Source organism: Corynebacterium sp. HMSC075F02 (assembly GCF_001838335.1).
In the GTDB taxonomy this organism is placed as follows: domain Bacteria; phylum Actinomycetota; class Actinomycetes; order Mycobacteriales; family Mycobacteriaceae; genus Corynebacterium; species Corynebacterium jeikeium_D.
The window spans coordinates 242,887-263,620 of record NZ_KV836313.1 but is presented as its reverse complement, the minus strand read 5'-3'; the positions used below and the strand labels follow the sequence as shown (position 1 = coordinate 263,620).

The 20,734-nt window shown below is 59.6% G+C and carries 19 protein-coding genes; 10 read left to right on the top strand and 9 right to left on the bottom strand.

What is annotated here, in order from left to right:
• Positions 1-258 precede the first annotated feature (258 nt).
• The 4 genes from HMPREF2920_RS07465 to HMPREF2920_RS07450 all read left to right on the top strand — a co-directional run bounded on the left by HMPREF2920_RS07465 (position 259) and on the right by HMPREF2920_RS07450 (position 4,601).
• Positions 259-2,370 (top strand): alpha/beta hydrolase-fold protein, encoded by a 2,112-nt coding sequence (locus tag HMPREF2920_RS07465; RefSeq protein ID WP_070854125.1) that lies wholly within the window; start codon positions 259-261, stop codon positions 2,368-2,370.
• A 37-nt stretch (positions 2,371-2,407) separates the two neighbouring features.
• Positions 2,408-2,899, top strand: coding sequence for a DUF732 domain-containing protein (locus HMPREF2920_RS07460; protein ID WP_070566670.1), 492 nt, complete (start codon positions 2,408-2,410; stop codon positions 2,897-2,899).
• A 5-nt stretch (positions 2,900-2,904) separates the two neighbouring features.
• A complete protein-coding gene (locus tag HMPREF2920_RS07455; RefSeq protein WP_070854124.1) occupies positions 2,905-3,828 on the top strand; it encodes a cutinase family protein in 924 nt (307 codons plus the stop codon).
• Between the two features lie 215 nt (positions 3,829-4,043).
• Positions 4,044-4,601 (top strand): TM2 domain-containing protein, encoded by a 558-nt coding sequence (locus HMPREF2920_RS07450; RefSeq protein WP_070602329.1) that lies wholly within the window; start codon positions 4,044-4,046, stop codon positions 4,599-4,601.
• Positions 4,602-4,619: 18 nt separating this feature from the next.
• On the opposite strand, the gene HMPREF2920_RS07445 is transcribed toward HMPREF2920_RS07450, so the two are convergent.
• The 7 genes from HMPREF2920_RS07445 to trmB all read right to left on the bottom strand — a co-directional run bounded on the left by HMPREF2920_RS07445 (position 4,620) and on the right by trmB (position 11,200).
• Entirely contained in the window at positions 4,620-5,984 is a 1,365-nt protein-coding gene (locus HMPREF2920_RS07445) for a PFL family protein (RefSeq protein ID WP_069359737.1), read from the bottom strand.
• Between the two features lie 14 nt (positions 5,985-5,998).
• On the bottom strand, positions 5,999-6,268 hold the full coding sequence (locus HMPREF2920_RS07440) for an ACT domain-containing protein (protein ID WP_016421638.1): 270 nt from the start codon (positions 6,266-6,268) through the stop codon (positions 5,999-6,001).
• A gap of 244 nt (positions 6,269-6,512) precedes the next feature.
• Positions 6,513-8,039 carry a peptide MFS transporter gene (locus HMPREF2920_RS07435; protein WP_070549948.1) on the bottom strand — a complete coding sequence of 509 codons (1,527 nt, stop codon included), beginning with the start codon at positions 8,037-8,039 and terminating at the stop codon, positions 6,513-6,515.
• An 87-nt stretch (positions 8,040-8,126) separates the two neighbouring features.
• Positions 8,127-8,498 (bottom strand): DUF3054 domain-containing protein, encoded by a 372-nt coding sequence (locus HMPREF2920_RS07430; protein WP_016421636.1) that lies wholly within the window; start codon positions 8,496-8,498, stop codon positions 8,127-8,129.
• A 62-nt stretch (positions 8,499-8,560) separates the two neighbouring features.
• Positions 8,561-9,541, bottom strand: a complete 981-nt coding sequence (locus HMPREF2920_RS07425) for a lysylphosphatidylglycerol synthase transmembrane domain-containing protein (RefSeq protein WP_242458653.1) — start codon at positions 9,539-9,541, stop codon at positions 8,561-8,563.
• 122 nt (positions 9,542-9,663) lie between these two features.
• Positions 9,664-10,347, bottom strand: a complete 684-nt coding sequence (locus HMPREF2920_RS07420; RefSeq protein WP_070566676.1) for an NYN domain-containing protein — start codon at positions 10,345-10,347, stop codon at positions 9,664-9,666.
• A gap of 4 nt (positions 10,348-10,351) precedes the next feature.
• Complete coding sequence (gene trmB, locus HMPREF2920_RS07415; protein WP_224784017.1) at positions 10,352-11,200, bottom strand: tRNA (guanosine(46)-N7)-methyltransferase TrmB; 849 nt, start codon at positions 11,198-11,200, stop codon at positions 10,352-10,354.
• Between the two features lie 324 nt (positions 11,201-11,524).
• Between trmB and HMPREF2920_RS07410 the strand changes: the two genes are divergently transcribed.
• From HMPREF2920_RS07410 to HMPREF2920_RS07385, 6 genes are all read left to right on the top strand, one after another.
• Complete coding sequence (locus HMPREF2920_RS07410) at positions 11,525-12,067, top strand: hypothetical protein (protein WP_049193159.1); 543 nt, start codon at positions 11,525-11,527, stop codon at positions 12,065-12,067.
• The gene (locus HMPREF2920_RS07405) at positions 12,049-13,077 is read left to right on the top strand and encodes a hypothetical protein (protein ID WP_070854123.1); all 1,029 of its coding nucleotides are present in this window, start codon (positions 12,049-12,051) and stop codon (positions 13,075-13,077) included. Before HMPREF2920_RS07410 ends, HMPREF2920_RS07405 begins: the two co-directional genes overlap by 19 nt.
• A gap of 34 nt (positions 13,078-13,111) precedes the next feature.
• Positions 13,112-13,537 (top strand): DUF6802 family protein, encoded by a 426-nt coding sequence (locus HMPREF2920_RS07400; protein ID WP_016421630.1) that lies wholly within the window; start codon positions 13,112-13,114, stop codon positions 13,535-13,537.
• A gap of 298 nt (positions 13,538-13,835) precedes the next feature.
• The gene (locus tag HMPREF2920_RS07395; protein WP_070600983.1) at positions 13,836-15,671 is read left to right on the top strand and encodes a phosphoenolpyruvate carboxykinase (GTP); all 1,836 of its coding nucleotides are present in this window, start codon (positions 13,836-13,838) and stop codon (positions 15,669-15,671) included.
• A gap of 112 nt (positions 15,672-15,783) precedes the next feature.
• Positions 15,784-16,257 (top strand): RrF2 family transcriptional regulator, encoded by a 474-nt coding sequence (locus tag HMPREF2920_RS07390; RefSeq protein WP_070600984.1) that lies wholly within the window; start codon positions 15,784-15,786, stop codon positions 16,255-16,257.
• A 191-nt stretch (positions 16,258-16,448) separates the two neighbouring features.
• Positions 16,449-17,645 carry a globin domain-containing protein gene (locus HMPREF2920_RS07385; protein WP_070600985.1) on the top strand — a complete coding sequence of 399 codons (1,197 nt, stop codon included), beginning with the start codon at positions 16,449-16,451 and terminating at the stop codon, positions 17,643-17,645.
• A gap of 115 nt (positions 17,646-17,760) precedes the next feature.
• Here the strand turns inward: HMPREF2920_RS07385 and HMPREF2920_RS07380 are convergent, their stop codons facing one another.
• On the bottom strand, positions 17,761-18,867 hold the full coding sequence (locus tag HMPREF2920_RS07380) for an NAD(P)H-dependent flavin oxidoreductase (RefSeq protein WP_070437257.1): 1,107 nt from the start codon (positions 18,865-18,867) through the stop codon (positions 17,761-17,763).
• A 111-nt stretch (positions 18,868-18,978) separates the two neighbouring features.
• Entirely contained in the window at positions 18,979-20,718 is a 1,740-nt protein-coding gene (gene betA / locus HMPREF2920_RS07375) for a choline dehydrogenase (protein ID WP_049193170.1), read from the bottom strand.
• Between the last annotated feature and the right edge of the window lie 16 nt (positions 20,719-20,734).

Here is a 20,734-nt window from a genome sequence, read left to right as displayed (position 1 = left end):
AAAGTAAAGGGTGAAGCTATTCAGGTAGCTATACCGTTTGTTTCGCAGAACGTGTGTGAGATTCTTCGTGCAGCGGCACGCCGGAGGAGGGGAACCTTCGGATACGTTGCTGGTCACCACGTAATTCTGCGAAGCCGAACGGTAAACGCATAGCTCTAGCGCCGCGTGATGCTATCTGCAGGTGCCTAACCGGCGCCGGTGCAACACTCAACGTCTCAAATAATTTCAACCAGCGACTTTGTAAAGGGAAGCCCTCTTATGCGCGTAACCGCTAGATTCCTCCGTGGTGGCCTCGGCAACAGCCGGAAGTCATCGCGGGCGTTGACCGCACTTTTGGCACTACCGTTGACTCTCGCTCTCGGTGCCCCTGCTGCAGTGGCGGCTCCCGAGCCAGCTCAGCCAGGTCTGCCTAGCTACGAGGAACTTCAGGCCGTTCAGGGGCAGTTGGCTCAATCTGAAGACCTGGGAGACCTTGCTAAGGCCGCTGAAGCAGCGCAAGCTGCTGGTGCGCAGCTACCTGGCCTGGGTATGCCGAAGCCGATGCCAGGGCCGGAGCGTACGCCATTTAAAGTCGATACTCCCGCAGTGGCGAACCTCCCCAGTGGAGTCAGCGTAGACAAGGTCGAGTGGTACACAGATCACCACGTCATTGCGCACATTCGCTCGGCTGCCATGCCGGAGAAGCCAATTCAGGTTGAGATTTTGCTGCCGCGCGATTGGTACCGCGACAAGGAGCGCACATTCCCGAGCGTCTACCACCTTGACGGTATGGCATCGTTTGATGACTACTCCGGTTGGATTCGCGCTACCAATATCGAACGCTTCTACGAGGACAAGAATGTCCTGGTGGTTATGCCTGCCGGCGGTACATCGTCCTTCTACTCTGACTGGGATCAGCCGGATAACGGTCAGAACTACAAGTGGGAGAGCTTCATCACTAAGGAGCTCGTGCCGGTTATCACCAACGGCTTCCGCGGCAACGATGAACGCGGCATTATCGGTATCTCCATGGGAGCTACCGGTGCTTACAACGTTGCAGCACACTCTCCGGAGCTGTGGAAGTTTGCCGGTAGCCTCTCTGGTTACCTGGATATGACTTCGCCGGGCATGCCGCAGGCAATCTCTCTGGCGATGAAGAACACCGGTGGCTATGACGCGACGAAGATGTGGGGCCCGCTCGGTTCGCAGCGTTGGAAGGACAATGATCCGAAGCTGAACATCGACAAGCTCAAGGGCATGTCGCTGTACATCTCGGCGGGTAACGGCAACACCGGTGAGTGGGACGTGCCGTCGCAGATCGATCCGACGAAGCCGGACAATCCGACCGGTTACGCATTGGAAGTGCTTTCCCGCATGACCAGTGAGACCTTCATCCGAAATGCTCGCGAAAAGGGCGTCGAGCCGGTTGTGAACTTCCGGAGCTCGGGTACTCACACCTGGCCGTACTGGCAATTCGAGGTCAGTCAGGCCTGGCCAACGCTGGCCGATGCACTGCAGTTGCCGGAGTCCGATCGTGGCGCTGTCTGCCGCGTAGGTGGCGAGATTGAAAAGGCCGTCGCATCGCTGCCGGGAATCGGCACCTGCCTGTCGGATGAGTATGGTGTCGCCAAGAATGGCGTGGCTCAGGACTTCACCGGCGGTACCGCCTACTGGCACCCGGATTCCGGGGCACATGTGGTCTGGGGACGCATCGGTTCGCGTTACAACGAGCTCGGTGGTCCGTCCTCGCCGCTCGGCTACCCAGTGACCAACGAACTGGCTACGCCGGATGGCTCGGGACGCTTCGTTCACTTCGAAAAGGGCTCGATTTACTGGACTCCGGAAGGCGGAGCCCACGAAGTCACCGGCGACATTATGAACGTCTGGGGCAAGGCCGGCTTCGAGACCGGTCCGCTGGGCTACCCAGTCGCCAACCACCGCGATATTCCGGGCGGTGTCGCCCAGGACTTCCAGGGTGGCACCATCGTCAAGATCGGCGGCGAAGAACCTCGCATCGTGCGTGGTGAAATCGGCCGTGTCTACAAGGAGCTCGGTGGCGCTGAGTCCGATCTGGGTCTGCCTGTCGACGGCGACGAGGTCAAGCTCGCCCGCGGCGCTTTCCAGCGCTTCGAACACGGTGCCATTTACTGGACTCCGGAAACTGGTGCACAGCCGGTGCGCTCCAACGACATCACTGACCACTGGGGCAGCACTGGCTACGAAAATGGCCCGTTTGGCTACCCGGTCGGCCCACTGCAGCCAGTCAAGGCCGGCGGTCTTGAGCAGCAGTTCGAGGGTGGCTGGATTCGTCAGCTCAACGGCAAGATTGTCGAAGAGCGCAATAAGCCAGAAGCACCGGCCCCAGCCGCCGACAACGCTGATGACAAGTAAATCAACCAAAGCAGGGCACTGAGTAGGGGATAGACAAATGTCCATGAACAAGTCCTTCCGGACACTGGCTACAACCACAGCTGTTGCGCTGCTGACCTTCGGAGTGGTCGCCTGTGGCAGTTCCACAGTGGAGTCCTCGGAGGTCACCTCGTCGACGACGACGAACAAGACCTCCACGACGTCGTCAAGCACGAAGACTTCTGCGCCGAAGTCGAGCGAAAAGTCTGCGCCGGAGATCACAGATCCCCAAGCTAAGCGCGTGGACGAAGCGCCCGATGGGCAGATGAAGCTCAGCGAGGCGGACGATTCATACCTCGGAGCGCTGGAAAAAGCGGGAATCGATGTTGATGGGGTGGAGGATCAGCTCATCGGCACAGGTCGCGCGGCATGCGCGGACGCACCGGAGGAGGAGCGTGAAGTCATCGCGCTGGCGATTGCCGGGCAGCTGGTCGCCCAGGGGCGCTCACAGGAAAGCGCCGAAGAAGTGGCGAAGACTATTGCAAGCTCCGCTAAAAAGGCGTATTGCTAGCACTCATGCGTAAAGTGCTGACAATTCTGGCGGTCATTGTGCTGGTGGCCGCTATTGGCTTCGGCGTAGTGCAATGGCTTAACGACGACCAAGGCGGTCAAACCCCACCGACCCCCGGTGACGATGGCGGGGTTCTGGCCGAACAACCCGAGTGGTGCCCGGCGGTAGAAGTTATCGCCGTGCCCGGAACTGCGGAATCGCGTGCTGACGATGATCCGATGGCCCCGACCGCGAACCCGCATTCGCTGCTGCTTGGCCTGACGAACTCGATCTCAGGGTCCTACTCGGAGGGTGATGTCAAGGTCTGGACTACGCCGTACCCGGCACAGATCAAGACGCATCAGCTGCCCGACCAACTCACTTACGATGATTCGCAGGCAGTCGGGCGCGATGTCACCGCTAAGGAAATGGCTGACTTGCACGGGCAGTGTCCACTGACGGACTTCGTCCTGATGGGCTTCTCCCAGGGTGCCGCTATTGCAGGTGATTTGGCCTCTGACATCGGCAATGGCCGCGGTGTCGTTCCGGCCGAGCGCATTGCGGGCGTGGCTCTGTTGGGCGACCCGCGGCGTGACCCCAATCAGGGCGTGAACCAGGGCGTTCCGCTGGCTGGTGTGGGCGTCGAGCTGTCATTGCAGCCGCTTGGCGGCATTGTGCAGGCTGTGGTTCCGGGCGCAACGATGCGCGGTCCACGAGACGGCTTTGGGCCTCTTAATGACAAGGTCCAGAATGTCTGCGTGCCATCGGACTCCTTCTGTGATGTGCCTCCGGGAGTGGCCGATGCGATTGCACGAGCGCAGGAGATGATTACCGGCGCGGGTGCGCACGCGACCTACGCCACGAATGATGCGGCAATTCCGGGGACGACTCCGCTGGCCTGGACTGAGGGTTGGGCTCGCGAACTGATTGAGCAATCGCTGGCGCGGTAGTCGAGGCAGCTCACAATGTGCGAGACGCCCCCGACGGGGACTTGCTGTTAGAATCTTGCTCAAGAACTGGTGTTTAATATTCCAAAACAACAGTTTCACTAAAATTTCGAAAGAAATTGACAAAGTTGCAGGAAGCAGTCTGACGGAACCGGTTATTATCGCCCAAGGAACTGCTGTTCATGACCGGGGAAATCTAGGCGAAAAGGTAGGGTGCAATGACGAATCCGACAAACCCATATGGAGATTTCGACGAAGACGGTATGCCGAGGTCCAAGGGGAAGTTCGCTAACAGCTCAGGTGCTTACAGCTCCGGTATGCCGTACTCGGATCCATACCCACCGCAGCAGCCGAACGTGGGGCAGGGCTATCAGGACCCGAGCCAGCACAATTTCCACAACGGGTACTCGAACCCGTATCAGAGTGGTTACCCAAACCAGCAGGTGCCGGCGTATTCCGCTGGCTTCAGCGGCCCGAACCCGCACCAGGGCTACGGGGTCGCAGGTTCCCCTGTCTCGGATAAGTCCAAGATTGCAGCGGCTCTGCTTGCTTTCTTCCTGGGCACCCTGGGTGTTCACAATTTCTACCTGGGGCACAACTCGCGTGGTGCTATTCAGCTAGCACTGACGGTATTCGGCTGGATTACCGCCATCTTCCTGGTTGGCTTCTTCCTCATTATCGGCGTCAGCATTTGGGCATTTATCGAGTTCATTTTGATTCTCGTCGGTAGCGGCTCCTACGCCTATGACGCAAATGGGCGCCGCCTGCAATCGTAGGAGCCTCGTCCGAAGCCGCTAGTTCCTGAACCCGTGCACCGGGGCGGGGATGTAGCCGCCACGGGCAATGAACTCGGCATTGCCCTTGGCATTGACATCAATGACCGGCGCATATCCGAGCAGACCACCGAAGTTCACCTCATCGCCCGGCTTGGTACCCGGCACCGGAATGAGGCGGGCGGCGGTGGTTTTGTGGTTCATCACACCGATGGCGGCCTCGTCGGCAATCATGCCGGAAATCGTGGTCGCAGGCGTGTCACCAGGAATTGCAATCATGTCGAAGCCCACCGAACAAATAGAGGTCATCGCCTCCAGCTTGTCCATGCTGATCGACCCCGCACGGACAGCATCAATCATGCCCTTGTCCTCAGAGACCGGGATGAACGACCCGGACAGTCCACCGACGCGTGAACAAGCCATCAGGCCGCCTTTCTTGACGGCGTCGTTAAGCAGCGCGAGCGCGGCAGTGGTGCCGTGCGTGCCGACCTGCTCCAATCCCATGTGTTCGAGGATGTGAGCGACGGAGTCACCCATCTCAGCGGTCGGCGCGAGCGAGAGATCCACGATGCCAAAAGGCACGCCCAGGCGCTCCGACGCCATCGTGCCGACCAGCTGACCCGTGCGCGTGATCTTGAACGCCGCCTTCTTAATCTCCTCGGCGACTTCGTTAAAGCTGGCGCCCTGCAGATCGCCGAGCGCGCGATCGACCACGCCCGGACCCGAAACGCCGACGGACACGACACAATCTGGCTCCCCAACGCCGTGGAACGCGCCGGCCATGAAAGGATTGTCGCCCACCGCATTGGCGAAAACCACCAGCTTGGCACAGGCAATCGAGCTGCGGTCAGCGGTTTGCGCCGCAGCTTCCTTCACTACCTCGCCCATGCGGCGCACCGCATCCATGTTGATGCCCGCGCGTGACGACGCAACGTTGACCGAACTGCACACCAATTCGGTCTCGCTAAGAGCGTGGGGAATGGAGTCGATGAGCCGCTTCTCGCTGGTCGTCGCGCCCTTTTCGACGAGCGCCGAGTAGCCGCCGAGGAAGTTCACCCCAGAATCGCGGGCGGCGCGGTCGAGCGCCTTGGCAACCACTGTGGGATCGCCTTCGCAACCGGCCGTGATGAGGGAAACTGGTGTGACGGAGATGCGCTTATTGACGATCGGAATGCCCAGCTCCGCCTCGATACCCTCGCAGACCTCCACGAGGCGAGCGGCCTGCCTGGTTACGCGGTCATACACGGCCTGTGCGGTGGCTTCCATTTCAGAGCGAGAGCACTCGAGCAGGGAAATCCCCATGGTGACCGTCCGGATATCCAGACGGTACTTCTCGATCATGTCAATAGTGTCGAGGAACTTAGATTGCGCGAAGTTGAAATCCATCCTGGTCGCGCCCTTTAAATCTCGTTGACGGCGTTGAACAGCGCCTCAGACTGGATTCGAATGACAAGCCCCTCCCGCTTGCCGACGGAATCCATGTAACCCTGCAGCGTGCTGATAGGGGTGGCCTTCTCGTTGAACTCCACCCGCAGGATCATGGTGAACCATTTATCCATGAGGGTCTGGGAAACATCGACGATGTTGACGTCCTGCTCCGCCAGAGCAGTGGTGACGGCGGCGATGATGCCGGTGTGATCCTCGCCGGTGACGGTAATGATGGCAAACATGGCCTCAATTTTAGCCGGTGGGGAGGCGGGGAAAATCTGTGGATGGCGGTTGTGCTGGTGGCGAGTTTGTGGCGAAGCATGTTCAGAGCCACCCAAAAAACACTTCACGACACCTATGTCACCTCGTGCCATCTGTGGAGGCGGCATGAGGTGACATAGGTGTCGTGAAGTGGGGAGGAGGGGGAGGGGCGTGGGCGTGAGCGTGGGCTGTGCCAGAGCGAGGGGCAGCCCTACGGAGCCAGCCCTATCGGACGTCGACGAACTCCTTGACAATCCACTTGCGCAGGGCGAGCAGAATCAAGCCCAGGACAACCGAGGCGATACCCAGGGTGATGAAGAAGGTGTTCTCAGCAGCGGCATCCTCATAGTTGTAGAAGCCGGCCAGGGTGCCTGCCAGCGAAGTACCCATAGCGACTGCCATCAGCCAGACGGCCATCATGCGCGACGGGAATGCTGCCGGAGCGACCTTGGTAGCAAGGGCGTTGCCGACCGGGCTCAGCATGAGCTCACCCATGGTGAACAGGAAGAGAATCCAGATAATCGCATACAGCGGAGTGGAGTTCTCACCGCCACCGGAGAATGGGATGAAGAAGAACAGCGAGATACCGATGATGATGTTGGCGACACCGAACTTCACTGGGGTGGACCACTGGCGGTCACCAAGCTTGGACCAGGCGGCTGCAAAGACCATCGAGAAGGCGATGATGAAGATCGGGTTGATCGAGTTAATCCAGGCCGGGGACATTTCCCAACCGAAGATCTCGCGGTCGAGGCGGATGTCCGAGTAGATGGCCAGCACCGTGAACTGCTGCTGGAAGATACCGAAGAACAGCACGCCTGAGACGAACATCGGGATGAAACCGACCAGGCGAGTCTTCTCCGATTTCGTCGTAAGTGGCGAGGAGTACATCTGCCACCACAGCACCACAGCGGCGATCAGTGCAATCACTGTGACCACAGTGGAAAGAGTCGTGACCGGAACAATTCCGGTGGAAACCAGCGTAACCGAGACAACAGTGATGACCACTGCAATGCCAATCCATACCGGGTACTGCTTCTTCGGCAGTGGGTTCGGAATCTCATGGCCGGCCTCGGCGATGGTGGACTTGCGCATCAGGATGTACTGAATCAGACCGGCAGCCATACCGATAGCGGCCAGGCCGAAGCCCCAGTGGAAGCCCTTCATTCCCCAGATCCAGCCGGTGAGCAGTGGGCCGAACAGGGCACCGATATTGACGCCCATGTAGAAGATGGAGAAGCCGGCGTCACGACGCGGGTCGTCCTTGGCGTAGAGCTGACCCAGCACGACCTGTGCGTTGGTCTTCACGCCGCCGGAGCCGATTGCGATGGAGACAAGGCCAATAGCCAGGCCAATCACGCCGGGGATGAATGCCAAGGAGATGTGGCCAAACATGACCAGGATGGCGGAGTAGAACAGTGTCCGCTCCGAGCCAAGGATACGGTCGGCAACCAGAGAGGCAACGAGTGCGGCCATGTAGACAAGACCGCCGTAAGCACCGACGATGGAGGTAGCAGCACCCTTGTCCAGGCCGAGACCGCCCTGAGTGGTCTCGTAGTACATGTAGAAAGCCAGGATGGCCTGCATGCCGTAGAAGCTGAAGCGCTCCCACATTTCGATGCCGAAGAGGTTGGCGAGACCCCACGGTTGGCCCATGAACGTGCGTTCTTCGCTGGACCCTGCGGGGTTGTGAGTTCGTTGGGTCTCAGCAGTTGGTTGATTGCCGAGAGCCTCGTCTGAAGATTTGTCCATTCTTCAATTATCGAGGCGGAGTGCAAAAATTAAAAACCAGATTTAGTCAGTGAACTAAACCGAAGGGTTAGGGACGGGTCCGAAGGCTTAGTCCAGAGACTTACGAGCAACCGCATTCGACGCTGCTCGCCAACCCAGCAGCAGCAAGGCGCTCATGACTGAGGCAACCAGAATGAAGGACCAGTGCGGGACTGCCGAATTGCGGGTGGCCCACACAGCTAGGCCGACGACGACAGTGCCGAGCCACACAATTGCGCCTGAACTCACTGCACGCGGGTTCGGCTCGTTCTTAATCAGCGCGGTGCCCAGGAGGACACCGAATGCGAACGGCCACCAGGTATCGAGGATATTGATGAAGGTAAAAGGATCCTCGGGAGTGTTGTGAGCCAGACGTGCCAACACGGCGAAAATAAAGATGGCGAGGATGTCAATCAAGAACGTCGATACGCGTGTGTTCATGCTTCTTAGTCTAGCGACCCCTCAGATTGGTGGGTGACCAGCGACCAGCGGCGAGGAAGCCATTAGCGGTCAGCGACTGGCTGATGCTCGGGCTGATCCTTGTGGTCGAAGCCGAGGGCGTAGATAATCCAGCCCACAATTGCCACCAGGACGAAGGAAACGATGCGGTAGACCAGCACCGCTGCAAAGGCCTCGGCGCCGGTGGTGCCGCCTGCGATGAGAGCCGCGGTCAAAGCGGCCTCGACAGTGCCGATGCCGCCCGGTGTGGCCTGGATGAAACCTGCGAGCTTGCCGGTTACGAAAGCCAGCAGCACCTTCGTAGCGGAGATGTCATCGACACCAACGGCACGGATGGCGGCGTAGAGACAGACAATTTCCGCGACCCAGTTGATAAAGGACCAGGTGAAGGAAAGAGCCAAAGTTTGCACGGGCAACTTCACGCTGGTCAGCTGTTTGACGGACTCTTCAAGTCGGTCGACATCGGTGTCCGCGGGCTTCTTTCGAATCTTGTTAAAGACACGCAGACACCACGCGCCTGTCTTGTTGAGAAAAGCCGGGTTCTGCGAAATCCGCCACAGCAAAATGGTGGCTAGTAAAACCGCAATTGCCATAGCGATGAGCACTGCGGTCGTGCCACCCTGTCCGACGAAGAAGAGGCTGCCAAGCCCCAGAAATGCCAGACCTAAAAACGACAACGCGCCCGAAAAAAGCACGAACCAGCTGACAAGGACCGCGGATGCGCCCCACTGCATCATGCGCTTAATCTGCAGCGCCGTGGAGAATGCGGCACCACCGGGAACGGTGACCGCCCACGCGTTGGATGCGAGGGTTAGCGCATTGGTGCTACGGCGAGTGGCTGCTTTTACGCCTCCAGCTCGCAACAGCAGACGCATCACTTCCGCCATCGCGTAGAGCGAAAAAGCCACGGAAAAAATGGCGATGAACAGCCACTTAGCATCGACATCCGCAAGGATTTGGAGCCCCTGGACGACGCTGTCCCAGTTTCTTACCGTCAGGACGATACCGGCAATCACGAGGGCCACGAGGATTATCGATCGTAGCCAGCTCGAATTGCCGGTTTTGAGGACTTTTTTAAGTCGTGACATAAATAAGAAGCCTGTTCGTCTTCCTGTTCGTCTCCCTAGACGTCGCCGCGGTGGTCTCCCTAGTCGTCGTTCTTACCGTCGCGCTCCTTGAGCAACGACGTGAGCGGACGGAACGGCTGCAGCCACGCACCGCCATCTGGCAGGCGGTCGAGGTCGATACGCGGTAGCGGCTCGCGGAAGACGCCCTTGATTTCCTCCAGGTCAACGAAGCGAATCGCATCGGAGGTCAGCGCCCAGGAAGCATGCTCGTGAAAACCGATGACGGTTACCGGAATCCCTTCGGAGGCGAGCTTTTCCAGCAGCTCCTGGAAGTTCTGGCCATCGGCGGACGCAACGACGACGCTGCGCAACACGCCCTCGTCGTAACGCCGTTGGATGTGCGCAATCATGTCGGGGTCAACGTCGGTGTCCTCTTCGATCTTCGGCTTTGCGAAGACCGCGAAACCGACATTGCGCAGGGCCTCGACCCAGGGGCGGACAATCTCCGCAGAGCCCGGGTTGACGTTGGTGAAGACCGTGGCTTCGGGGAGGACATCGGAGCCGATTTTCTTGGATACGCGCTCGGCTTCGTCGATAAGCCATTTACCCACGGCGTCGAAGCGCGGGCGGTGCGCGGCGGTCGGGCGGGAGCCAAGGATAGCGCCGAGCCCCATGTCCAAGTTCGGGGCGTCCCATACGAGCAGTGCGGTGGGGTGCGTCTCGGTGGTGTTGTAGCTGGCAGAGGTGTTCTGGGTAGTGCTCATGTTCCTATGCCTCTTTCTTGCGCCAGATGAACTCGTGGATGTCGTGGTCGAGGTTCAGGCCGCGGGCTTCGAACTTGGTCGTCGGTCGGTCGAGAAGCATGGGGGATTCCGGCCACGGCCAGGCGATGGGCTCGAGCGTCGGCTCGACCTCGCGGAGTTCCTCAATCCATTCCGCGTAGTCCGCGTGGTCGGTGGCGGCGTGGAAAATGCCGCCGGGCTTCAGACGCGAAGAGATCAGGCGCAACGTGCCGGACTGCACAATGCGGCGCTTGTGGTGGCGTGCCTTCGGCCACGGGTCCGGGAAGAACAGGCGCACGCCGGCCAGCGACTCCGGCTCGATCATGCGCTGCAAAACCTCGACGCCGTCGCCGCGGACCATGCGGATGTTCGACACCTCATTGCGCACGGTGGCAGAGAGCAGTTTCGCGAGGCCAGGGCGGTAAAGCTCAACTGCGATGATGTTGTGGTCCGGTTCTTGCGGAGCCATAGCCACGGTGGACGTGCCGGTGCCGCAGCCAATCTCGACGATGGTCGGGCCCTTGCGGCCAAACCATTCCTCCACGTCAATGACTTCGTCGGAGAGGACCTTGCCGTAAGTGTCCCAGTTGTCTTCCCAGATTTTTTCCTGGTTGGGGGTCAAAGTGCCGCGGCGGAAGGACAGATTGCCGATGCGCGGGTAGTCAAGACCGTCGTCGAATTGGGTCTTTTCCGGACGACCTGCAGGCAATTCGCCCTTCTTCGGCTGGCGCTCATGCGGCTGTTCCGCCTGCTCGTCTCCGCGAGTTGGCAATGGTTCAGATTCCTGCGAAACCGCAGGCTGTTCGATATTTTCAGAAAAATCAGAAGTAGTCACGTTCCCTATTGTCCACGACATCGGCCAACTATCCAATCATTGCCCCTAGGATTTTTGTTGTTGTCCTGGCGGTTTCACTTCGGTTGACGATGCCGCGTCGTCCCGAACTGGCGGCATGGCGGGGAAAGTTGTTTTGTCGACTTGCCGAATCCGCGGTCCGCTGTAGGCTGAACGCGAAGCCGCGCTTATTTGTTGGTTGAAGCGGCGCTTGGGGTCTGCCTAGCGCAGCGTTTCAGGGCGCGGAATCTGGCTCACGGGCCGTATGGGGGTTACGCAGGTTTTAACTAAACCACGCAGGGGCTTTATGGGAGGGGACTAGGCCGAATGGACCTTATTTCCGCAACTGATGTCACGGAAACAACACAGCCGTCAACGGGATCTACATCGTCGTCGTTGCGCGCTGCCGTGGTGGACTGGCTGTCATCACGGCAGGCCGCGCACTCGGACACCGCTAACACGAGCGGCGCGGAGGTGTGCGTCGCCAAGGCGCTTGAGCGCGAGAAACGGCCACCGATAATCTGCGCGCGATTGCGCAGGGGCGTGCGCGAAACCGCTGTGCGCGAGGCATTTTCGCAATGTCACGCGGAGCTGGCCGACAAGCTGCCCGCCCCTGTCGCGCTGGTCATCGAGCAACAACCGATTCGCCATTCGCTTGCCGACGAGTATTGCGACATCTCCACAAACGAGACAGCTGAACACACTTTTTTGTTCAGCTCCGCGTTGCGGAAGATTGCTGAACGCTACGGTGCGGAAGACGAATCACGCGATGATGACGGGCTACTCGCAGTGCAGTTGACTGAGATCGCGGCAGCCTTTCCCGCGGCTAGAGACAGCCTGGAGGAGTTGCTATGGCAACACCGGACGTAGTTGAGCCACGCCCGGTCTCGGCGGAGGGGTCTGAGCAGCCACCGCTCCTTGTCACCAAAGCTGGGGATGCAGCGGACCGCGCGGACCTCTCGCAGATCGTTGACACTGCGATGCCGCCACGTCGGCTGGAGTTTGTGGATAAACGCAGCGCCGTCGTGCTCTATGTTGCAGACAGCGAGGTGCAGCCCACGCGGGAGTGTGTCAGCACGGTTGCAGCAATTAGCCAGGCCACCGGTCGCGTTGCAGTTGGCCTGATTGGCAATGGTGAGTATGTCGAGGCCTGGCGTCAGGAAATCGACAGCACAATCCCGATGGGAGCGCTGGACGAGAGGATGGCCAGAACCCTGGTTCTGCTGGCAGAAGGCCCGCCCAGAAACTCGGGGGAAACACTGAGTGCGCGCTGGGCTCGAAATGTGCGAGCTCAGCTGGCGCAGGAGCGATCGCGCGGAGCCGGGGCGGCGGCGCGATTGCAGCGGAAGATGCAGTTGGCAGCTGAGAGTGCAGTGCGGGATGCGCTCCAGGAAGTGGCTGACGGCCCCGCGGGTGACCAAGCGGAACTTCAGGGCCGTGCCGAAATTGCAGCGACGCGGCTGCAGCAGCGGTGTGGCGACGAATTGGGCCTTCATGTGGAAATCCCGGTGCCCGCTCCAGAAAGTCCGGCTCGCCCCAGTTATGCCATGGACGCGCTGGTGGCGGTGGCCTCGCTTGGCGCGGCGGTCGGCGCAGTGCGGATCGTCCACGGGGTGCTGATGTGGGTTGGGGTGCCGACGCTTGTGGCGCAGCTGGTCGCACTTGCAATAGGCCTCGGCGTTGCGGTGGTGGCGGTGGGCGCAACGATTCGTCGTAACGCACGCCAACGCACCGCGCAGTGGCGGGCAAATTATCTTGCCCATCTGCGGCGAAAATGGACACAGTCCGTGGAGATGACGGTGCGCGAAGCCATTGGTGCGCGGGGTCCGGGATGGCGAATAGAGCAGCTGGCGGAGTACACCGGAACGCCTGCACGATAGCTGTGACAGCGAAGAGAAATAGGGGGATATCACGATGGATGAGTTTTCTTTACTGCAGTACTTTTCCGATCAACCCGCGTCCGATGGCGGGGTGGAGGCGCGTTCGCCCGCTACGCCGTGTGGTTTGGAGGCAGCGACACCGATTGATGGGCAGTCGGTGGACGTTGGTGGCGCCGGGCTGGTTGTGGAGGTCGATGGGCAGCTCTACGACCTCGGCGACGACGAGGGGTCAATTACGCTTGCCGACGATTCCGGGTTGTCAATCTATTCAGATCTGGACGGTGACGGCACGGTGGATCACGTTACGACGGTCCGTTTTGACGGCACTTGGGAGTCTTGGAGCAGTGATGATGTGAGGGCTGCTGACGCGATGGGCGAAGCAGCAGTGAAACCGGCATCAGCCGCGGGGAAGTGGGATGCGTACTCATGGGAGCAATCCGCTCGGGGCAGCTGGGACTAACGACTTTGGAACCACGGTGCGCGGGGGTACCCGTGTCTCGGTTGCTTACAAATGGGGGTAACTGCACCCGAAGGGTTAATGGTTGTAAATTTATGTGGTGAGGCTGGCCTTATTCACTGGTTATGGCCGTAAATGAACAGGTCGCAAGAATGGGGCGGGGAAAATTATTTGTTGTAAAGCTGTGATGTAACGGCTTACAAATGCGGGAACAAGCCGATTGTCGATGTGGGGCCCGGCAACTTTCGGTATCCCCCGGTAGCCTTAAATTAAGACGCGAATCAATGAGTCAGGAGAACTGATGTCCGCACCTTCTATTCCTGGTCTCGAGGGCCAGGCCCCGACCGAGAACGCCGAACTGCTGCGCTGGATTGCTGAGGTCGTAGAACTGACCCAGCCAGACAAGGTTGTCTTTGCTGATGGCTCGGAAGAAGAGTGGAACCGCCTTACCCAGGACCTGGTTGATAAGGGAACTCTTATCAAGCTGAATGAGGAAAAGCGCCCGAACTCTTTCCTTGCCCGCTCTAACCCGAAGGACGTTGCTCGTGTGGAGTCCCGCACGTTCATCGCTTCTGAAAAGGAAGAGGACGCTGGCCCGACCAACAACTGGGCGGATCCGGTCGAGCTGAAGAAGGAAATGACCGAGCACTACCGCGGTTCCATGAAGGGCCGCACCATGTTCGTCGTTCCGTTCTGCATGGGTCCGATCACCGACCCGGAGCCGAAGCTGGGTGTTCAGCTGACCGACTCGGAGTACGTGGTTCTCTCTATGCGAATCATGACCCGCATGGGTCAGGATGCCCTGGACAAGATTGGCCCGGACGGAGACTTCGTCCACGCTCTGCACTCCGTTGGCGCTCCGCTGGAGGAGGGCCAGGAGGACGTTGCATGGCCGTGCAACGATGAGAAGTACATCACCCAGTTCCCGGAGACCAAGGAGATTTGGTCCTACGGTTCCGGCTACGGCGGAAACGCCATCCTGGCCAAGAAGTGCTACGCACTGCGTATCGCTTCGGTCATGGCCAAGGAAGAGAGCTGGATGGCTGAGCACATGCTCATCCTGAAGCTCACTAATCCGGAGGGCAAGGCCTACCACATCGCCGCTGCATTCCCGTCTGCATGTGGTAAGACCAACCTGGCTATGCTGACTCCGACCATCGAGGGCTGGAAGGCCGAGGTCGTCGGCGACGACATTGCATGGCTGAAGTTCGGTGAGGACGGTCGCCTGTACGCTGTTAACCCGGAGAACGGCTTCTTCGGTGTTGCACCGGGCACCAACTACTCCTCCAACCCGAACGCCATGAAGACCATGGAGGCCGGTAACACCCTGTTCACCAACGTCGCGCTGACCGACGATGGTGACGTCTGGTGGGAAGGCATGGAAGGCAAGCCGGAGCACCTCATTGACTGGAAGGGCAATGACTGGACTCCGGATTCCGACGAGCTGTCCTCGCACCCGAACTCCCGTTACTGCACCCCGATTTCGCAGTGCCCGGTCGCCGCACCGGAGTACGACGATCCGCAGGGTGTCCCGATCGACGCCATCCTGTTCGGTGGTCGCCGCCCGGACACTGTGCCGCTGGTGACCCAGGCACTGTCCTGGAACCACGCAACCTTCATCGGTGCAACCCTGGCTTCCGGCCAGACCGCTGCTTCCGCTGAGGCCAAGGTCGGTTCCCTGCGCCATGACCCGATGGCAATGCTGCCGTTCATTGGCTACAACGTCGGTGACTACCTGCAGCACTGGATTGACATGGGTGTCAAGGGCGGCGACAAGATGCCAGAGGTCTTCCTGGTCAACTGGTTCCGCCGCGGCGAAGACGGCCGCTTCCTGTGGCCGGGCTTCGGTGACAACTCTCGCGTTCTCAAGTGGATCATCGACCGCATTGAGGGCCGTGTTGGCGCCAAGGAGACCGTTGTTGGTCACACCGCTAAGGCAGAGGACCTGGACCTGACTGGCCTGGACATCGACTTTGAAGATGTCAAGGAAGCCCTGAAGGCACCGGCTGCTAAGTGGCAGGGTGACCTGCCGGACAACGAGGAGTGGCTGAAGTTCCTCGGCGACCGCGTTCCGCAGGAAGTCTGGGACGAGTTCGAGGCTCTGAAGGCTCGTATCGAGAAGAGCCTGCAGGACTAAGATCTTGCTAGCTAGCCTTGCTAAAAGCTAGAACATAGAACCACCCCCTTGTTGCCCGAAGTGGCTGGCAAGGGGGTGGTTTGTGCAGTACAACGATGAAGGGTGACACGCAATGCAATTAACGCTTTTCTCTGATTTGAGCCTGCGTGTCATCACTTTGATGGCGATGGGGGAGCCGGGACGGAAGTACACCGCTGCTGAGGTGGCGGAGTCTCTCAATGCGTCTCGCGCGCATGTTTCCAAGGTCGTCTCGCGACTTGTGGAGCTCGGCTTCTTGGAAGCGGTCAAGGGGCGCAATGGTGGCATCTATCTGCGCGAGTCGGCTACGGAAAAATCCGTCGGCAAGCTGCTGCGCACTCTGGAAAACAACGAGGTCGTCGATTGTGTCGGCACTGACTGCCCATTACTGCCGACGTGCCTGTTGCGTGGCAAGTTAGCGGCTGCGCAGGAGGCGTTCTTCGCCGCACTGGATCCGGTGTTGATTGCTGATCTCATTCCGCCCAAATCGGCTAATGGTGTGGATGTCAATCGCCCCGAGGGAGACGGTCCGCAGGGGAGTACCCAGCTCAATGTTCGTCCGGTTTAGGTGCAGAGCTGAAGGTCTGACCGCGGGTTGAAAAAGCTAAAAATGGTGCTGTCGAAATTTTCTGGTGAAGTTTTCGACATTGCCATTTGTGCAGTTCAAGACGGGTAAAACTCAACCACAAAGAGTAGTTATGGACCCCATTGGGCAATAATACGCAAACAGAATGCGCAATATGGTGTTATTGTGAAGTCATGCCAAACCTGAATGTCAACAAGAACGGCCTGACCCCAGAGCAGGCTGAAGTCATCACTCAAACCCTGCCCGTCGTCGGTGCCAACATCGAGAAGATCACGCCGAACTTCTACAATCGGATGTTCGCTGCTCACCCAGAGCTCATTGCCGATACCTTCAACCGCGGCAACCAGAAGCAGGGTGCTCAGCAGAAGGCGCTGGCGGCATCCGTCGCTACCTTCGCAGCTACCCTGGTCGACCCAGATGCTCCCGCCCCGGAAGAACTGCTTTCCCGCATCGGCCACAAGCACATCTCCGTTGGCATCAAGCCGGAGCAGTACCCAATCGTACACAAGCACCTCTTCGATGCCATCGAGGAAATCCTCACCCCAGAGGTCTTTCAGGGAGCTGTCCGCGACGCATGGGATGCCGTCTACCTGGAGATGCAGCGCGTTCTCATCAACTTCGAGAAGGGGCTCTATGACGACCTCGGTGTCGAAGCAGGAGATGTCTTCCGCGCCGCTCATGTCGTCTCCCGTGAAGAGCGCGGTGATGACGTCGCAGTGTTCTCCGTCAAGCTTGACGACGAAGCCCCCGTTTCCTACCTCCCGGGACAGTACATCTCTGTGCGTCAGACCATGCCGGACGGCGCCGGCCAGCTACGGCAATACTCTCTGGTCGGCGGCGAGGAAGGTGTTCTGACCTTCGCGGTTCGTCGTGTCGATGCCTCCGAGGACCTGCCGGCTGGCGAAGTTTCCACACAGCTGTGGGAAAAGGTGCAGCCGGGCGATGCCATCGAAATTTCTCTGCCTGCAGGTGACCTGGTGTTGGATACAAAGTCCGATGACCCGGTAGTGCTCATTTCCGCAGGTATTGGCGCCACCCCCATGATCGGCATGCTGGATGCCCTGGTGGCCGCCGACTCTAAGCGTGATGTTGTCGTCCTCCACGCGGACCGCGCCGAGAACACCGACGCACTGCGTGCAGAACGCAATAACGCAGTCTCTGCGCTAGCCAATGCCCGCCAGCAGGTGTGGTACGAGCCGGATTTGATGAATCTGGCTGATACGGAGCTGCCGGAGGGTGCTCAGTTCTACCTCTGTGGTGGCAATGGTTTCCTGCAGGCCATTCGCCAGCAGCTCGCCGATCGCGGTATTGACCGCAATAACGTTCACTTCGAGCTGTTCAGCCCGAACGATTGGCTGCTCGACGCCTAACGCCACAACTGCGCCGTCGGCATAAAAGCCATCGTCACAAATAAAGCCGAATGACCAGCGACGATGTATGCCCGGGGCTGGTCATTGTGCTGTTTGTAGCATCGGCGGCTTCGTATTACTCGGCCAAGCCGGAAAGCTCCGCAACAACCTCGCCCGCATATTGAACCTCGCACTGCGCAAACCCAATACCTGCCCATAAGTTGAGATATTCAGAATCGCCGGCCTTATTCGCCGCGCCTCGAATCGGCGTGGTCAAGTAGTGCAGTTGTGGGTAAAGTTCCGGCGCGATCCTAGAAAACTCCCGGGTAAACGTGTTCTCGATGGCACGCGCTGGCTTGCCGGAAAAAGCATGAGTCAAAACGGTGTCACGCCCCACCAAATCACGCAGTGCCCGTCGGTGCGTCTCCTTCGTACCCGCCTCCGCGGTGGTGAGGAACCGTGTGCCAGCTTGCACAGCCACCGCGCCGGCTTCCACAAGCTTGACGACGTCCTCTCGGTTACCCACCCCACCAGCGGCGATGATAGGTACATCGGTTACCGCACATGCTTCGGTGACTGCTTGGGCGAGCTCTTCTACAGAGGCCCCAATGCTGTCGGACGAATCCTTCCCCTTCACAAATGCGCGGTGCCCACCCGCAGCTAGTCCCTGCAGGACAATGCGATCAGCGCCAGCCTTCGCCGCCGCCTGTATACCCTCAATTGAGGTCGCATTCAAAATCACTTTGCGGCCTGATTCCTTTACCCGAGCAATGACCTCGTTATCTGGGTAGCCAAAGGTAAAGGAGACGAACTTCAGGGCATCGGGATTGGGCAGAAAGTCATCAGCGAGAATTGCCTCGACTTTCGCCGAGAAGTAGTCATCTGACCAGGTCGGAGTGTCAGGCAAGTCGATGTCGAAGTGGGCAGCGGCCGGCGCCAGACGATTACGAAAAGCGGTCCACTGAGCAAGTTCCTCCTCTGAGGTTCCGATACCGGCGTCAGCGGTGTTGGGGCAGAAGAGGTTGATGCCGAAACCTTTGCCGTCGTCAAGCAGTGTGCACGTCTGGTGTGCCTGTTCAGTGAGCTTTTCGACAGTGAGGTAGCCGGCGGCAAGGGTGCCAAGCCCGCCAGCATTGGAAACGGCAGCGACGAGTTCGGGCGTGGATGGGCCACCGGCCATCGGTGCCAAAATGATTGATGAGCGTCGGAGGTTTTCGAGTGTCTGCGAGGTTGTACTGCTCATAAGGGCGAGAGTAACACTAAGGCCGGATTCCCCCGCGTGGGAGAACCCGGCCGGTTCCGACGAGCGACGTTGCGCAATAGACGTCGCGCTACCGCCTCAAAAACTCAAGAACTACTTGGTGCTCTCCGGCGGATCCAGCGGCATACCCTGGCCAGCGCGGTAGAACGGAATGTCCTGCGGTGCCAGCGGGGTCTTGCCGGCGATGAGATCAGCGGCCTTTTCGGCAATCATCATGGTCGGTGCGTAGATATTGCCATTGGTGATGCCCGGCATGACCGAAGCGTCAACCACGTAGAGGCCCTCGGTGCCGTGAACCTGCATGGTTTCCGGATCGACCACGGCCATCTCGTCGGAGGCCGGCCCCATCTTGCAGGTGCAGGATGGGTGCAGTGCGGTCTCGGCGTCCTTGCGGACCCACTCGAGAATCTCCTCGTCGGTCTGCACATCTGCACCCGGGGAAATCTCGCCGTCGGTGTACTCCTTCATTGCCGGAGTGTCCAGCAGCTTACGGGAGACCTTCACAGCCTCGACCCATTCACGGCGGTCCTGATCAGTGGACAGGTAGTTGAACAGAATCGACGGCTTGACCTTGATGTCCGAGGAGGTGATGTGGACATGGCCACGGGCATCCGAGTACATCGGACCAACGTGGAACTGGAAACCGTGCGGGCTATCGATCTTCGTGCCGTCGTAACGCATGGCCAGCGGCAGGAAGTGGAACATCAGGTTCGGGTAGGGCTCGTTGTCGTTGGAGCGCGCGAAACCGCCACCCTCGAAGTGCGACGTTGCCACCGGGCCCTTGTGGGTGAGCAGCCACCACAGGCCAATGAACGGCCAACGCCACTTCTCCAGGTACGGCTGTGAAGACACCGGCTGGGTGGCGTTGTACTGAATGTAGACCTCCAGGTGGTCCTGCAGGTTTTCGCCGACACCAGGCAGGTGCTTGACGACGTTCACTCCGGCGGCATTCAAGACCTTCTCATCGCCAATGCCGGAGACCTCGAGCAGCTGCGGAGAGTTGAAAGCGCCACCGCAGAGGATGACCTTGTCTGCTCGCACCTGACGTGTGCGCCCCTTCCAGGCGTACTCCACGCCGACGGCCTTGGTGCCCTCGAAGAGAATGCGGGTGGCTTCTGCGCGGGTGCGAAGCTCCAGATTTGGACGCTGCAGAGCCGGGTGCAGGTATGCGCGGGCAGCGGAGAGGCGACGGCCCTTGTCGATGTTCGCGTCGAAGGGGCCGAAGCCCTCCTGGCGGTAGCCGTTGACGTCCGGGGTGTAGTTGTAGCCGGCCTGCTGGACAGACTTGAAGAAGGCCTTGAACAGCGGAGAATCGGCCGGACCGCGCTTCATGCGCAGTGGGCCGTCGTGGCCACGGCGCGGGTCGTCCTTGTCGGAGCCGAGTGCATTTTCCATGCGCTTGAAGTACGGCAGAACGTGGTTCCAGCCCCAGTTCTCCAGCCCCTTGGTGTCGCCCCACTTGTCGTAGTCCATGGGGTTACCGCGCTGGTAAATTTGGCCGTTGATGGAGGAGGAGCCGCCGACGACCTTGCCGCGGGCGTGGTAGATGCGGCGACCGTTCATCTCCGGTTCCGGCTCGGATTCGTACTTCCAGTCGTAGTACTTGTTACCGATTGGGAAGGAGAACGCCGAAGGCATGTGAATGTAGAGGTCCCAGAGGGAGTCCATGCGGCCGGCCTCGAGTACGAGCACCTGCTGAGTGTGGTCTGCGGACAGCCGGTTAGCCAGCACAGAGCCGGCAGAGCCCGCGCCAACGATGACGACGTCGCGGTGTTCGACTGTGGTGTTGCCATTCTTTTTACCGAAGTTGAAGACAGCCGGGAAAGCTCCCATGTTCTGGTGTACCTCC

Coding starts and splice junctions, on each gene's coding strand:
- HMPREF2920_RS07380 (WP_070437257.1), bottom strand. CDS start 18,867: ATGAGCAGTACAACCTCGCAGACACTCGAAAACCTCCGACGCTCATCA.
- HMPREF2920_RS07455 (WP_070854124.1), top strand. CDS start 2,905: ATGCGTAAAGTGCTGACAATTCTGGCGGTCATTGTGCTGGTGGCCGCT.
- HMPREF2920_RS07405 (WP_070854123.1), top strand. CDS start 12,049: ATGGCAACACCGGACGTAGTTGAGCCACGCCCGGTCTCGGCGGAGGGG.
- HMPREF2920_RS07420 (WP_070566676.1), bottom strand. CDS start 10,347: ATGAGCACTACCCAGAACACCTCTGCCAGCTACAACACCACCGAGACG.
- HMPREF2920_RS07395 (WP_070600983.1), top strand. CDS start 13,836: ATGTCCGCACCTTCTATTCCTGGTCTCGAGGGCCAGGCCCCGACCGAG.
- HMPREF2920_RS07445 (WP_069359737.1), bottom strand. CDS start 5,984: ATGGATTTCAACTTCGCGCAATCTAAGTTCCTCGACACTATTGACATG.
- HMPREF2920_RS07390 (WP_070600984.1), top strand. CDS start 15,784: ATGCAATTAACGCTTTTCTCTGATTTGAGCCTGCGTGTCATCACTTTG.
- HMPREF2920_RS07410 (WP_049193159.1), top strand. CDS start 11,525: ATGGACCTTATTTCCGCAACTGATGTCACGGAAACAACACAGCCGTCA.
- HMPREF2920_RS07450 (WP_070602329.1), top strand. CDS start 4,044: ATGACGAATCCGACAAACCCATATGGAGATTTCGACGAAGACGGTATG.
- HMPREF2920_RS07435 (WP_070549948.1), bottom strand. CDS start 8,039: ATGGACAAATCTTCAGACGAGGCTCTCGGCAATCAACCAACTGCTGAG.
- HMPREF2920_RS07440 (WP_016421638.1), bottom strand. CDS start 6,268: ATGTTTGCCATCATTACCGTCACCGGCGAGGATCACACCGGCATCATC.
- betA (WP_049193170.1), bottom strand. CDS start 20,718: ATGGGAGCTTTCCCGGCTGTCTTCAACTTCGGTAAAAAGAATGGCAAC.
- HMPREF2920_RS07385 (WP_070600985.1), top strand. CDS start 16,449: ATGCCAAACCTGAATGTCAACAAGAACGGCCTGACCCCAGAGCAGGCT.
- HMPREF2920_RS07430 (WP_016421636.1), bottom strand. CDS start 8,498: ATGAACACACGCGTATCGACGTTCTTGATTGACATCCTCGCCATCTTT.
- HMPREF2920_RS07465 (WP_070854125.1), top strand. CDS start 259: ATGCGCGTAACCGCTAGATTCCTCCGTGGTGGCCTCGGCAACAGCCGG.
- HMPREF2920_RS07400 (WP_016421630.1), top strand. CDS start 13,112: ATGGATGAGTTTTCTTTACTGCAGTACTTTTCCGATCAACCCGCGTCC.
- HMPREF2920_RS07460 (WP_070566670.1), top strand. CDS start 2,408: ATGTCCATGAACAAGTCCTTCCGGACACTGGCTACAACCACAGCTGTT.